Origin of the sequence: Rhodococcus tukisamuensis NBRC 100609 (assembly GCF_001894985.1) — a bacterium.
GTDB classification, from domain to species: Bacteria; Actinomycetota; Actinomycetes; order Mycobacteriales; family Mycobacteriaceae; genus Rhodococcus_G; species Rhodococcus_G tukisamuensis.
The window spans coordinates 31629-44921 of record NZ_BCXG01000012.1 but is presented as its reverse complement, the minus strand read 5'-3'; the positions used below and the strand labels follow the sequence as shown (position 1 = coordinate 44921).

General features: G+C 73.0%; 12 protein-coding genes. 1 reads left to right on the top strand and 11 read right to left on the bottom strand.

What is annotated here, in order from left to right:
• Nucleotides 1-7: 7 nt before the first annotated feature.
• Together RT2_RS14320 and RT2_RS14315 are read right to left on the bottom strand one after the other, a co-directional pair.
• Entirely contained in the window at nucleotides 8-592 is a 585-nt protein-coding gene (locus tag RT2_RS14320) for a hypothetical protein (protein WP_072845462.1), read from the bottom strand.
• A gap of 194 nt (nucleotides 593-786) precedes the next feature.
• Nucleotides 787-990 (bottom strand): cold-shock protein, encoded by a 204-nt coding sequence (locus RT2_RS14315; protein WP_005248460.1) that lies wholly within the window; start codon nucleotides 988-990, stop codon nucleotides 787-789.
• A 308-nt stretch (nucleotides 991-1298) separates the two neighbouring features.
• Between RT2_RS14315 and RT2_RS14310 the strand changes: the two genes are divergently transcribed.
• Complete coding sequence (locus RT2_RS14310; protein WP_083577380.1) at nucleotides 1299-3710, top strand: DEAD/DEAH box helicase; 2412 nt, start codon at nucleotides 1299-1301, stop codon at nucleotides 3708-3710.
• Nucleotides 3711-3788: 78 nt separating this feature from the next.
• On the opposite strand, the gene RT2_RS14305 is transcribed toward RT2_RS14310, so the two are convergent.
• The 9 genes from RT2_RS14305 to ssd all read right to left on the bottom strand — a co-directional run bounded on the left by RT2_RS14305 (nucleotide 3789) and on the right by ssd (nucleotide 12995).
• The gene (locus tag RT2_RS14305) at nucleotides 3789-6251 is read right to left on the bottom strand and encodes a lysylphosphatidylglycerol synthase transmembrane domain-containing protein (protein ID WP_072845460.1); all 2463 of its coding nucleotides are present in this window, start codon (nucleotides 6249-6251) and stop codon (nucleotides 3789-3791) included.
• A 9-nt stretch (nucleotides 6252-6260) separates the two neighbouring features.
• Nucleotides 6261-8069 carry an APC family permease gene (locus tag RT2_RS14300; protein ID WP_245709135.1) on the bottom strand — a complete coding sequence of 603 codons (1809 nt, stop codon included), beginning with the start codon at nucleotides 8067-8069 and terminating at the stop codon, nucleotides 6261-6263.
• Nucleotides 8070-8320: 251 nt separating this feature from the next.
• Complete coding sequence (locus tag RT2_RS14295) at nucleotides 8321-8689, bottom strand: Rv3654c family TadE-like protein (RefSeq protein ID WP_072845458.1); 369 nt, start codon at nucleotides 8687-8689, stop codon at nucleotides 8321-8323.
• On the bottom strand, nucleotides 8686-9042 hold the full coding sequence (locus tag RT2_RS14290; protein ID WP_245709109.1) for a TadE family type IV pilus minor pilin: 357 nt from the start codon (nucleotides 9040-9042) through the stop codon (nucleotides 8686-8688). Before RT2_RS14290 ends, RT2_RS14295 begins: the two co-directional genes overlap by 4 nt.
• 47 nt (nucleotides 9043-9089) lie before the next feature.
• Entirely contained in the window at nucleotides 9090-9293 is a 204-nt protein-coding gene (locus RT2_RS14285) for a DUF4244 domain-containing protein (RefSeq protein WP_072845457.1), read from the bottom strand.
• Between the two features lie 60 nt (nucleotides 9294-9353).
• Nucleotides 9354-9941, bottom strand: a complete 588-nt coding sequence (locus RT2_RS14280; RefSeq protein ID WP_072845456.1) for a type II secretion system F family protein — start codon at nucleotides 9939-9941, stop codon at nucleotides 9354-9356.
• On the bottom strand, nucleotides 9938-10720 hold the full coding sequence (locus tag RT2_RS14275; protein ID WP_072845455.1) for a type II secretion system F family protein: 783 nt from the start codon (nucleotides 10718-10720) through the stop codon (nucleotides 9938-9940). Before RT2_RS14275 ends, RT2_RS14280 begins: the two co-directional genes overlap by 4 nt.
• Nucleotides 10717-11901, bottom strand: coding sequence for a TadA family conjugal transfer-associated ATPase (locus RT2_RS14270; protein WP_072845454.1), 1185 nt, complete (start codon nucleotides 11899-11901; stop codon nucleotides 10717-10719). Before RT2_RS14270 ends, RT2_RS14275 begins: the two co-directional genes overlap by 4 nt.
• Entirely contained in the window at nucleotides 11898-12995 is a 1098-nt protein-coding gene (ssd, locus tag RT2_RS14265) for a septum site-determining protein Ssd (RefSeq protein WP_072845453.1), read from the bottom strand. Before ssd ends, RT2_RS14270 begins: the two co-directional genes overlap by 4 nt.
• Nucleotides 12996-13293: the final 298 nt, after the last annotated feature.

The following is a 13293-nucleotide window of genomic DNA, read 5'->3' as shown; positions in this document are numbered from 1 at the left end:
CGACTTTCTACACCCGCGGCCACGCGCCGCGCGCCTCCGGCCGGTCAGGCGGCTGCCCGACGTTCTCGACCAGCCGTTGCAGCCGACGGTGCCCCACCACCCGCAGTCCCGGGTGCCCGCCACGGGTGCCCATCAGAGTGGGTGCGATGCCGGCCCGCATCAGGGACTGGGCGAGCACCGCGTGGGTGTCTGGGGCGTGCGGGTCCAGTCCCAGCACGAAGCGCTCGCCGTCCGCCTCGGTGTGCCCGGCGGCCAGCGTCCACGCCCGCAGCGCCCGTGGCCCGGGGATCCATCCCGCCGGCACCGCCTTGACCGCGCCCTTGGTCCAGTCGGTCGCCAGCGCGAGGAGCTCCGGGACCGAGGCCGTCCGCACCAGCGGGCTCCCCTCGTCGGATCGGGTCAGCTCGGCGGCCAGTCCGGCCTCCTCGATCAGTTCCGCGATCGCCTCGGCGCGCCACTGCGCGTCGACGACCACCGACACCCTGGCCCGGTCCGCCGCCGCGGCCGCCTGCCCCTGCGCGGCCAGCAGTCCGCCGAGGTCGCGCACGTCGGGCGCGTCCGTGTCGGCAGAGAAGAAGGACAACTGGTTCACAGAATCAGACAGTAGTCCTGACATCGAAGCTAATTCCCCTTTGCCGCAACGAAAATGGTCAGACGTTTTCGGATTGGTCAAAGAGATGCGGGATTGGCCGAAGCGTTGCCCTGGATTGCCCCCGGAAAGGACTCGTCCCCCGCCGCCTTCCGGCGACGGGGGACGAGTTCGATCCGTGTTGAGGTACTGACGAATCAGACCGCGCGAACGCCGGTCGCCTGGGGACCCTTGGTGCCCTGGCCGACCTCGAACTCCACGCGCTGGTTCTCCTCGAGGGTGCGGAAGCCGCTGCCCTGGATCTCGGAGTAGTGGACGAAGACGTCAGCGGAGCCGTCCTCGGGGGCGATGAAGCCGAAGCCCTTTTCCGCGTTGAACCACTTCACAGTGCCCTGTGCCATGCTATTCCTTCTCTTTCTAACACCGGATGCGGCAGACGGCGCTCACTGCCTGCCGGGCCGGTTCCGACCGCAGTACCGGTGACTTCCGCAGGCTGATATCCCCCCGAGGAAAAGCATCGAGACGGCGCTCGCAACATCGATCCTGCGAGCGCGTACACGAACACAGAAGCTGCGACCGATCGACAGTCAACCACGCTTCTCGCGAGTGCGACAGCCTAAATCACATAAAGAAATGATCTTGATTTTGACTACTAACTGGTAACGGCGGACAAACTACGCGGCCGACAGTTTCCGTCCACCTCGCGCGAATGCGCTTCCGCCGCACCAGTAGCATAAAAAACCCCAGGTCCGTACAGGTGTGGCCGCGTCGACGAACGAACTCGGAGTACCCAGTGAGCTCACCGGTCCCCGCAGCGGGCAACTTCGGGCGCACGCTGCTCGACCGAGTGCTCGCCGGCACCCCCGGCGGGGAGCACCCGCTGACCCACGTCGCCGACCTGCCCGCCCGCGACTCCCAGTACGCGCAGTGGCCGTCGTGGGCGGACCCGGACGTGGTCGGCGCGCTGCGCGCGAGCGGAATCGAGCTGCCGTGGACCCACCAGGCCGACGCCGCGTCGCGCGCCGCGGCCGGCTCGCACGTGGTCGTGGCCACCGGGACCGCGTCGGGCAAGTCGCTGGCCTACCAGCTGCCGATCCTCACCGCCCTCGCCGCGGATCCGCGCGCCACCGCCCTCTACCTCTCCCCCACCAAAGCGCTTGGTGCGGACCAGATCCGGTCCGCATCCGGACTGTGCGACGCCGCGGAGTCACTGGCAGACATCTACCCCAACGCCTTCGACGGGGACACCCCCGCCGAGGTCCGGCAGTGGGTGCGCGCCAACTCCCGCTGGGTGTTCACCAACCCGGACATGCTGCACATCGGGATGCTGCGCGCGCACCAGCGCTGGGCCCACTTCTTCCGGAACCTCCGCTACGTGGTGGTCGACGAATGTCACTCCTACCGTGGAGTTTTCGGCTCCAACGTGGCACTGGTGCTGCGCCGGCTTCGGCGTATCTGCCGCCGCTACGCCGCCGACCCGGTGTTCATCCTGGCCAGCGCCACCACCGCCGACCCCGGGTCCGCCGCAGCCCGGCTGATCGGCGCCCCCTGCGAGCAGGTCGTCACGGACGGGTCGCCGCACGGGCCGCGGACCGTCGCCCTGTGGGAGCCCCCGCTGCTCGCGGAGGTGACCGGCGAGAACGGCGCGCCGGTGCGGCGTGCGGCGGGCACCGAGGCCGCCCGGATCATGGCGGACCTGATGATCGAGGGGGCCCGCACCCTCACCTTCGTCCGTTCCCGGCGCGGCGCCGAACTGACCGCGATGAACACCAGAGCGCTGCTGGCGCAGGTAGACCCGGAGCTCGCCGAGCGGGTGGCCGCATACCGGGCCGGCTACCTGGCCGAGGACCGCCGCGAACTCGAGGCGGCGCTGGCCGACGGCACCCTGCTCGGCGCGGCCACCACCAACGCGCTCGAACTCGGGGTGGACATCGCCGGACTCGACGCCGTGGTGGTGGCCGGGTTCCCCGGCACGGTGGCGTCGTTCTGGCAGCAGGCCGGACGGTCCGGCCGCCGCGGCCAGGGCTCGCTGGTGGTGCTGGTGGCCCGTGACGACCCGCTCGACACCTACCTGGTGCACCATCCCGCCGCCCTGCTCGACAAGCCGGTCGAGGCCACCGTCACCGACCCGTCCAACCCGTACGTCCTCGGCCCGCAGCTGCTCTGCGCCGCGCTGGAGCTGCCCCTCGGCGATGCCGAGGTCGCGGAACTGGGTGCGCTGGAGGTGCTCACCGACCTCGCCGCGCAGGGACTGATCCGGCGCCGGGCGCACGGCTGGTTCGTCACCGCCGACTCCAACCCCCATGCGTCCGTGGACATCCGGGGTGGAATCGGCCTGCAGGTGGCGATCGTCGACGCACAGTCCGGCCGGATGCTGGGCACCGTGGACGGGGGCCGCGCCCCCGCGACCGCGCACCCCGGCGCGGTGCACCTGCACCAGGGCGAGTCGTTCGTGGTGGACAGCCTCGACCTCGAGAACGGGTTGGCGTTGGTGCACGCCGAGACCCCCGAATGGAGCACCAGCGCACGAGAGAACACCGACATCGTGGTCACCGCCGTGCTCGACAGCAGCGAGCACGGCCCGGTCACGGTCGCGCTCACCGAGGTGGAGGTGACCCACCAGGTGGTCGGGTACCTGCGCCGGCTGCCGTCCGGGGAGGTCCTCGACGCCGTGGAGTTGGACATGCCGCCGCAGCGACTGCACACCCGGGCCGTGATGTACACGGTGACACCGGAACTGATGGAACGCGCGGGGATCCCGGCGGACCGGTTCCCGGGGGCGCTGCACGCCGCCGAGCACGCCGCCATCGGCCTGCTGCCGCTGGTGGCGACCTGCGACCGCGGCGACATCGGCGGGGTCTCGACGGCGCTGCACGCGGACACCGGGCTGCCGACGGTGTTCGTCTACGACGGACACCAGGGTGGGGCCGGGTTCGCCGACCGCGGTCACGCCGAGCTGACGCCGTGGCTGCGCGCCACCCGCGACGCCATCGCCTCGTGCGAGTGCGCCGCCGGCTGCCCGTCGTGTGTGCAGTCGCCCAAGTGCGGCAACGGGAACAACCCGCTCGACAAGGACGGCGCCGTCCGGCTGCTGTCCGCGGTGCTCGACTCGATCTGCTGACCCGCCCCGCTGGTCCCCAATGTCACATTGGGGGTCCCCGGGATACCCGATGTGACATTGGGGAGCGGCCGCAGCGGGTCAGATCAGGTCGTTGCGCTGCAGCCAGTGCAGGATCGGCCAGCCGGCGAACACCGGCAGCCAGCAGGTGAGCACGCGGTAGAGCAGGACCGACGGCACCGCGACACTGGCCGGTACACCGAACGCGGCCAGGCCACCGATCAGCGCGGCCTCGACGGCGCCGACGCCGCCCGGGGTCGGCGCCGCGGACGCCAGGGTGCCGCCGATCATGGTGACGATGGTGACGGTGATGAACGTGGCGCCGCCGCCGAAGGCCTCGACGCTCGCCCACAGTGCCAGCGCCGCACCGAGAGTGGTGCCCGCGCAGCCGGCGACGATGAGCAGGAACCGCCATGGGTCGCGGGCCAGGTCAAGGAGTTCGACCGTCAGGTCCGCGACCTGCGGACGCAGGTCCTCGCGGAGCCAGCGGCGCAGCTTCGGCACCACCATGAACGTTCCGACGACCCCGAGCAGCAGGCCGGCGATCAGGTACAGCACCGTCCCCTTCGGGATGAAGTGCGACAGGTCGGCGTTGCGTCCGGCGGCGATGCTGAAGACGACCAGCAGCACCAGGTGGGTGACCACCTGCACGGTCTGCTGCAACGCGACCGCCGCGGTCGCCCGCACCCCGCCGAGGCCGTTGTGCTGGAGGAACCGCGCGCTCAGCGCTAGCCCGCCGACACCCGCCGGGGTGGTGGTGGCGGCAAAGGTGTTGGCGAACTGCATGATCGTCAGGTGCCGGAAGCTGACGGTCTCGCTGGCGCACGCCCACAGCGCCGCGGCCGCCCCGACATACGTCAGCCCCGAGACCACCAGGCCCAGCAGCGCCCACCACCAGTTCGCCGACTGCAGTTCGGTGATGAAGGTCGGCACCTGGCTGACGAACGGGTAGGCGACGTAGACGAGGCCGATCAGCAGCACCAACTGGATCAGCTGGTTGCGGGTGAAGCGGGTGACCTGTTCGGCCCTGATCTCGCCGGAATTGGTCTGCGTGCGGACCTCCAGCCGGGTCGCCGCCATCAGCTCCTTCGCGTCGGGCACCGCGCCACGGATCCGGCTCGGCATCGCCGAGCGGGTGAGCCGGCCGGACGCCGCGATCACCTTCGGGGCGCCGACCGACGCGATGGCCGCCCGTACCGCCGGCCCCACCCCGAACAGGCCGACGGTCACGAGCAGCAGTTGCGCGACGTCGGAGAGGATCGCCGAGTCGGACGCCCCGACCTCGGACCGCGAGAAGCCGTCGAACAGTGCGCCGCCCGCCTCGGTCCGGATGTTCTCCGGACGCAGGTCGCCGTGCGAGATCTGGCTGCTGTGCAGCCGGTGCAGCCCCTCCCACACCACGTCGAGGCCGCCGGGGTCGTGGCCGTCGACCACCGTCCCGTACGGCTCTGTGTGGGCGTAGAGCATCCAGCCGCGGTCCAGCGCCGCCACCGCTGTCGGCGCGCTGGAGGACACCCCGAGCGCCCCGGCGGCGGTCGCCATCAGGGCCCGGTGCTCGACCGAACGGCGCAGTGACGCAAACGGTGCCGGCGTCTCGGAGCTGCGGAAGGTGAGCCAGCGTCCCACCTGCCTGACCAGGCCCTCGCTGCGCTGGTGCTGGCCGTACAGCTCGACCACCACCACCTGCTCCGGGGTGTCGGTGGCCACCGCCGTCCGGCCCGGGAGGCGGCCGGCGGTACCGAACAGGTCCGGGCCGCCGGCGTCGCGCTCGCCGGACTGCTCGACGCGGCACCACGCCGAGAGCACCAGCGGCCCGGGCCCTGCCGGGCTGAGCACGGACATCTCCCGCACCTTCAGGCCGCGGCGGCCGAGCACCCGTACGGCCGCATCCACCGGGACCTCGAGCGCCGGGGTGCCGACGAACAGCACCACCAGGGCGCCGACGAACCACCCGACCGTCAGCCCCAGCATCGCCCGGGCCGGGACGACGGCGCTGACGAAGAGGTGCATGGGCACGAAGCCCAGGAGCAGGATCCACCACAGCCGGCGCCACCGCACCGGCAGCCACGGCCCGCACACGGTGAGCACCGCGGCCAGCATCGCGATCCACCTCGAGTCGTCGAGGAACTGCGAGAGGAAGGTGTCCAGGTGGGCACTGAGGTCCAGGTGCCACTTCGGCGCCGCGACCCCGTCCCCGGTGAAGGACAGCGCCACCCCCGCGATCAGGGCGGCGGCGGCGTAACCGGCCAGCAGCTTCCAGCGTCGACCCACCACGATCCCCACCAGGATGGCGAACGGCAGCGCCACGATCGCCGCACCGTAGAACGAGTAGAACCGGTTGGACAGGTCCGGGGACGCCACCCCGATGAGGTCGGAGACCGACGACTCGACCGACTCCCACCGGCCGCGGGTGACCAGCGAGACCACCACCACGGCGATCACGCAGACCGCCGCGACGACCACTCGTACCTGGTCGTTGGTTCGCCGGCGCAGCGGCTGCAGCAGGCTGCCGTGCACCGGGATGTCTTGTCCGTCAACGCGCATGGTCTTACATCACCCCACGTGGACGTGCGGTCGACGGGACGGGTCGGGTTCGGCCCGTCGGAGCACCTCGCGGGTCACCGGCGCCTCCTCCCCCTGCCCGATGAACAGGAATCGCAACAGGTTGGCGATCGGATCGCCCTCCGTCCATTCGAAGTACACGTGCGGAACCGAACCCGTCCGGTCCCGGATGTCGAGCAGGATCGCCGCGATCGAGTTCGGGATGACCGCACTGTTGACCCACAGGATCCGGTGCTCGTCCCGTTGCCGGCCGTGCACCCGCAGCTTGGTGGCGAACTCCGAGGAGTCCCGGACGTTCACCTCCAGGAAGAGAATCGGCTGGTCCTCTGGCAGGTGGCTCTCCCTGCGCTGTTCCGCGGCCTTGCGCCGGTACTCCGCGGAGTCCCGCTCCCGCGCGTCGTGGGCGACGATGTGGATTGTGCCCCGGGCCGCCTCCTCGACGAATTGCCATGCGGTGGCGTCGTAGCTGACCGACTCCGCCCGCAGCTCGAAGGCACGCTGGAACCTGGACGCGAAGGACACCAACAGGATCGCCAGGATGAACAACGTCGCGACCTGCACGCCCTCGGGACGTTCGAAGACGTTCGCCACGGTGGTGTAGAGGAAGATCGCCGCGACGACACCGAAGCCGACCGACTTACGGCGCTGGCCCCGGCGATGCGCCGAGATGGTGACGGCCACCGCGGCGGAGGTGATCAGCACCAGTACGCCGGTGGCGTAGGCGGCACCCTGCGCGTCGACGCTGGCATCGAAGTACCAGGTGATGCCGAATGCGACGGCCGCGAACACCAGCACCAGGGGCCGCACCGCCCGGGCCCAGTCCGGCGCCATCCCGAACCGGGGCAGGTACCGGGGGACGAGGTTCAGCAGCCCCGCCATTGCGGAGGCCCCGGCGAACCACAGGATCGCGATGGTGCTGACGTCGTAGACCGTGCCGAACACGTTGCCGAGGTACTCGTGGGCCAGGTAGGCAAGGGCACGACCGTTCGCCGCACCGCCGGCCTCGAACTCGTTCGCGGGGATCAGCACCGTGGTGATGAAACTGCTGACGACGAGGAAGGCACTCATGATCAGGGCCGAGGTGGTCAGCAGGTGACGGGCACCCCGGATGCGGCCGCGCGGCGCCGAGTCGGTGTCGGAGGGATCCCCGTTGATCTGCGGCATCACCGCGACGCCGGTCTCGAACCCGGACAGGCCCAACGCCAGCTTCGGGAAGACCAGCAGCGAGATCGCGATCATCATCCACGGGCTGCCGTGCTGGGTGGTCATCGCCGACGTCCAGTCCGTGACCAGCGACGGTGCGGTCGCCACGTGCCACAGCCCGGCGACCATGACCACCAGGTTCAGCGCCAGGTACACCCCGACCAGCGCCACCGCGATCCCGATCGCCTCGGCGAAGCCCTTGAGGAACACGGCCGCGAGCAGGCCCAGCAGCACGAGCGTGACCAGCAGGTTCCGGCCCTGCAGGGCCTCGGGAGCAAACGGGTTCTCCACCAGGTGTGCGGCGCCGTCGGCCGCGGACAGGGTCATGGTGATGATGAAGTCGGTCGCGGCGAACCCGAGCAGCACCAGGACGAAGATCTTCCCGCCCCAGCGCGGCAGCAACCGGGCCAGCATCGCGATGGAGCCCGCGCCGCGGGGACTCTCCGCCGCGACGCGGCGGTACACCGGCAGCGCCCCCAGCAACGTCAACGCCACCAGGACCAGCGTCGCCAGCGGGGACAGCACGCCGGCCGCCAACGCCGCGATACCCGGCTGGTAACCGAGGGTGGAGAAGTAGTCGACTCCGGTCAGGCACATCACCTTCCACCAGGGGTGCTTGTGCTCTTCCTTCGGCGGCGACCGGAACGGACCCTGGTGCCCTGCCGGCTCCTCGGTGATGTCCGCGAGCAGCCAGGAACGCAGGCGCGTCGCGGGTCGGTCCGTGGTCGTCACGCTGCGAATCCTGCCATTGCCCGTACCCGGCGGTAACGGTGATCGGCCCGTGTTGCCCGTCGGACGCTCGACGCGCGGGCAGTGGCACCGCCCGATCGCGCGCCCCAGGCCGCGCGTCAGTCCATCGGACCCGCCCGCGCGGCGGCCACCGCCTCGCCCGGTCCCACGGCAACCAGCGGCGCCGTCACCGCGACCGTCACCACCGCGTCCCAGCCCTCGGTCCGGCACTCGCGGACGCGCGCGTGCATGCGGCCCGCGATGTCGTCCGCCGCCGCGCAGGCCGCCCGCTGTCCCCGCCCCAGCGCCGCCGCGGTCGCGAGTGCGGCGAGGTCCGCCGCGGACTGGGCGCGGTGCCGCGCCGACACCGCCGAGCCCAGGCTCACCACCAGGACGGCCACCGAGACCAGTGCCAGCATCGCCAGGCAGGCGACGACGGTCGCCGCACCTCGCTCGCCCGACGCGACCGACCGCCGACCGCCGGTCACCGGCCGCCGCCCGGCTCGCGCCCCGGTCCGGTATCCGTATCCGCCGAGGCCAGTTCCTCCAGCGCGGCCACGGCATCCGCGGAGATGCGCACCAGGGGCAGCAGCGCGACGGTCGTGGTGACCGTCGCCGTCACGTACCCGCTCTCCTCGCGCAGTTCCACCCGCGCGCCCCGCGGCGCCATCCGTAACGCCGCCGGGACGGCCTCGTCCCGGTCGCCGCGCGCCACCAGCCGTGCGGACTCCCGCGCGGCGTCGACACACCGCACGTGTGCCGACACCGCCAGGATCGCGCCGAGGCACAGGACCACCACCACGGTGATCGAGGCGAGCGCCAGGGCCGCCTCCACCGTCACCGCACCCCGCTCTCCCCTTCCCCCGGCGCCGTTCTCGCCGGCCCACCTCAGACCGCGGTGTTGAGCGCCTTGTCGATGATGCCGGTCAGCGCCGTCACGATCGAGTCGCCGGTGACGACCGCGTACAGCACCGCGCCGAAGGCTGCCGCGGCGATCGTGCCGATCGCGTACTCCGCGGTCGACATCCCCTCCTCGGCCGCCGCGGCCAGCAACAGACGCGTGCGAAGTTCTCGAATCCCCTTGGTCAACAATGACTTCCCCCTTCTCCGTGACCGTCACGGCGTCTCCGCGACGGAGTTTCCGACCCGCCTTCACAACAGCCCCTCGCCCACTACCCGCGACGCCAGTCCGACGACCACGGGAACGATGCCCAGGCACAGGAAGGCGGGCAGGAAGCACAGCCCGAGCGGACCGCTGACCAGCACGCCGGCCCGTTCCGCGGCCGCCACCCCGCGGTCCTCGACGGCCACCCGCCGCTCGGCCGCGAGTTCCGCCACGGCCGCGGCGAGGGACGCGCCCGAGCGGGCGGACCGCCGGGCGATCCGGGCCAGCACCTCGGTGTCCGGGTCCGCGGCGGCCCTGGCCCAGGCGACCTCGGGGTCGGCGCCCAGCGCCAGCAGGCTCGCCGCCGAGTCGAGCGCGCCGCCGAGCGGTTCCGGGCTGGTGGGCGCCACCGCCGCCGCGGCTGTGCCGACGGGCAGTCCAGACCGCAGGCACGCGGCCAGCAGGTCGTACCCGGCAGCGCCGCTCATCGGGTCGGCGCCGCGCGCCGGGGCGACCGCCCGGGCGGCGCCGTCCCCGCCGACCTGCCGGGCGGGCCGGAGTCGGTCCGCCGCGGCGCCCGCGCCGGGCACCGCGACCAGCGCGAGCGCGAACACCCCCGCGGCCAGGGCGCTCATCCGAGCACCCGCCCGGTGATCCGGTCGGTCCACAGCAGGCCCGCACACACGAACGCGGTCCCGAGCACCAGCAGCACCGCCCCCAGTCCGCCGGACAGCAGCACCCGCACCGGGGCCGCGCCCATCAGCTGCCCAAGCGCCAGGCCCAGGACCGGCAACCCGGCCAGCACCGTCGCCGTCGCCCGGGCACCCGCTAGCCCCGACTCCACCCGAGCGCGGAACCTGATGCGCCCCAACAGGTCCGAGCGGACCGCCTCGAGCAACTCGGCCAACGCGATGCCATGACGGTCGGCGACCCGCCACGCGGCGGCCATCCGGTCGAGGTCCGCCTCGATCACGCTGCCGGACGCGCGCAGCCCGTGCGCCGCGCTGCCGCCGAGCCGTGCGGTGGCCGAGGCGGATCGGAATGCCTCCGCCGCAGCGCCTTTCGTCTCCTCGGCGGCCGCCCGACAGGCGGTCGCCGGGTGTGCACCCACCCGCAGCTCTCCTACCGTGACATCCAGGCCGGCGAGGAGGGCACGCAGTTCGACGTCGCGTTCCCGGGCCCGGCGACGGTCCCGATAGCGCCAGGCGACGGTGCCTGCCGCGATGGCGGCCGCGATCCCCGCGCCGGGCCCGACCAGCGTCGCCGCGGCGACGAGTCCGAGGCCCGCGATCCGGATCGACCCGGCCCGCCCGACGATCCGTCGCCGTGGTCCCGGTGGCCGCAACCGGGCCGCGGCAGCCCTGGCCGGCAGCAGCAACAGCGCGGCAGCGGTGGCCAGCAGCGCCGCGCTCATGCCGTCCCCCGCCGGGCCAGCAGTCGCGCCAGCTGCTCCGCTCCCGGCGCCGGGCCCGCCGACCGGTCCGCCGACCAGGCGGACACCACCGTGACCTCGCCCCGCTCCCCACGTTCGAGCACCCCGATCTCGGCGAGACGCCGCCCGCCGTCGGCCGAGCGGTGCACATGCAGCACCACCTGGACGGCGGCGGCGAGTTGGCTGTGCAGGGCCGCCCGGTCCATTCCCCCGAGCGCCGCGAGCGCCTCGAGCCGGGCCGGCACCTCCTCCGGGGAGTTGGCATGCACGGTGCCGGCGCCGCCGTCGTGACCGGTGTTGAGGGCGGTGAGCAGGTCCACCACCTCGGCCCCGCGCACCTCACCGACCACGATGCGGTCCGGCCGCATCCGCAGGGCCTGCCGTACCAGCTGTCGCACCGTCACCTCGCCGACACCCTCGACGTTCGGCGCCCGCGCGACCAGACGCACCACGTGCGGGTGGGCCGGGGCCAGCTCGGCAGCGTCCTCGACGCAGAGGATTCGTTCGTGCGCGGGCACCGACCCGAGCAAGGCCGCCAGCAGCGTCGTCTTCCCCGCGCCGGTCCCGCCCACCACCAGGAAGGCCAGGCGTCCCGCGACAATTCGCCGCAACAGCTCCCGCGCGTCGGGCGGCACCGTGCCGCTCGCGCAGAGCGCGTCGAGCCCCTGCGTCGCCGGTCGCAGGACCCGGAGGGACAGACAGGTCCCGGCCTGCGCGACGGGCGCGAGCACGGCGTGCAGGCGCACCCCGAAGTCCGAGCCCGCCACCCCCGGCAGCCGCCCGTCCACCCAGGGCTGCGCGTCGTCGAGCCGGCGTCCCGCGGCCAGCGCCAGCCGTTGGGCGAGCCGGCGGACCGCGGCCTCGTCGGCAAAGGTGACCGTCGACCGCTCGAGCCCCGCCCCACGGTCCACCCACACCTCGTCCGGCGCCGTGACCAGAACGTCTGATATGTCCTGTTGTCCGAGCAGCGGTTCGAGGACGCCGGCACCGGTGAGTTCGGTCTGCAGCACCCGGAGCGCGTCGAGCAGGTCGGTGTCGCCCAGCACCCCGGAGGACTCCGCCCGGATCGCCGCCGCCACGGTCGCGGGACTCGGCGCCACCGACGTCCGGGCGAGCCGGGACCGCACCCGGTCCAGCAGGTCCGGCGACACGAGCGCGCTCACGACGCCGCCCGAACCGGGGCGGCGTCGAGCACGGCGAGCACGGCGGACGCCGCGCCGGCCAACGGAGACCGTCGCCCCAGCCGAAGGCCGCCGCGGTCGAGCGAGGTGGCCAGGCCCGGCTCCGGCCGCATCGATGCGAGCAGCGGCAGACCCAACAGGTCGGCGATGTCGCGGCCCCGCAGGCCGCCCGGCGCCGGACCACGAACCACCACACCGACATTCGGGTGCGCATCGCGCAGCGCGGCCGCCAGCGACTCGGCGGCCGCGGCCGCACGCACCTGCGCCGGCACCACCACGACCACCAGGTCCGCGAGGTCGACGGCCCCGTGGGACGTGACGTCCGGCTGGCGCGGCACGTCGCACACCACCAGCTCGCCAGCGCCGCGCCCCGCCTCGATCACCGCGGCGAGCGCCGCCGGTCCCGGCGCCACGGCCGCCGCGCCCCGCCCGCAGGAGAGCACCGCCACCCCGTCGCCGGCCCGGGGCAGGGCGTCGTGCAGGGCCGAGGCCGACACCCGGCCACCCTCGACGGCCACCCCCGACCACCGGAGCCCCGGGCGTTGCTCGACACCGAGCAGCAGGTCGAGACCGCCACCGCGGCTGTCGCAGTCCACCAGCAGCGCCCGGCGGTCCGGCCGTCGACGTGGTGCTGTCAGTGCGGTCGCGGCCGCCAGCACCGAGGCGCCCGCACCCCCGCGGCCGCCCATCATCGCGATCACCGCGCCACCCGGCGCCACCGGCTCCGACCTGCGGGTCAGGAGTGCGACCAGCTCCGCCTCGTCCTCGGGCAGGGTCAGCACCGCCTCCGCACCGGCAGCCGCCGCGGCCCGCCACTGCGGCAGCGCGGGTTCCCCGGCGCACAGCACCACGACGTGGGGGCGCCGAGGCAGCCCGGCGCCCGCACAGGCCGCGGCGGAGGCTGTGTCCAACAGCACCTGCGGAGCACCGTCCCACAGCTGCCGCGGCACGGGTGCGGCGTGCTCACCGACCTCGCGGTCGGCGGCCGCGGCGGCGCGTCGGATGCTGAGAGAGAGCTCTGCGTCGTCCGTCACCGCGAGTACGGGGCGGGCGGCCGGGAGTCGGGAGGTGTCCATGCCGTCGAGCCTGCGCGGCCGACGCCGCCGTGGGAAGACGACCGCGACCGATTGTGGACAGATCGGGGCCTGGGGATGAATTCCGGTACGAGCGAACCGATTTCAGATTCCGCGGAGCCCGAGCGACCCGGCCTCGGAAACAGAAAGGGCCGTCGGCGACGCGCACCGACGGCCTGCAAATTTAGAGGAAGACCCCCGCCAGGGGGGGAGGAGGCGGGGGTCTTCGGCGTTCAGCCCCGGGGGGTCGGGCTGAACACACCTAGATCAAGTCCAGGTGAACCCGATACTACACCCGGAC

What these genes read in the sequence shown, in the direction of transcription:
- RT2_RS14315 (WP_005248460.1), bottom strand. Translation starts at nt 990, where the DNA reads ATGGCACAGGGCACTGTGAAGTGGTTCAACGCGGAAAAGGGCTTCGGC.
- RT2_RS14310 (WP_083577380.1), top strand. Translation starts at nt 1,299, where the DNA reads ATGCGCTTCCGCCGCACCAGTAGCATAAAAAACCCCAGGTCCGTACAG.
- RT2_RS14305 (WP_072845460.1), bottom strand. Translation starts at nt 6,251, where the DNA reads ATGCGCGTTGACGGACAAGACATCCCGGTGCACGGCAGCCTGCTGCAG.
- RT2_RS14300 (WP_245709135.1), bottom strand. Translation starts at nt 8,069, where the DNA reads ATGTGCCTGACCGGAGTCGACTACTTCTCCACCCTCGGTTACCAGCCG.
- RT2_RS14280 (WP_072845456.1), bottom strand. Translation starts at nt 9,941, where the DNA reads ATGAGCGCCCTGGCCGCGGGGGTGTTCGCGCTCGCGCTGGTCGCGGTG.
- RT2_RS14275 (WP_072845455.1), bottom strand. Translation starts at nt 10,720, where the DNA reads ATGAGCGCGGCGCTGCTGGCCACCGCTGCCGCGCTGTTGCTGCTGCCG.
- ssd (WP_072845453.1), bottom strand. Translation starts at nt 12,995, where the DNA reads ATGGACACCTCCCGACTCCCGGCCGCCCGCCCCGTACTCGCGGTGACG.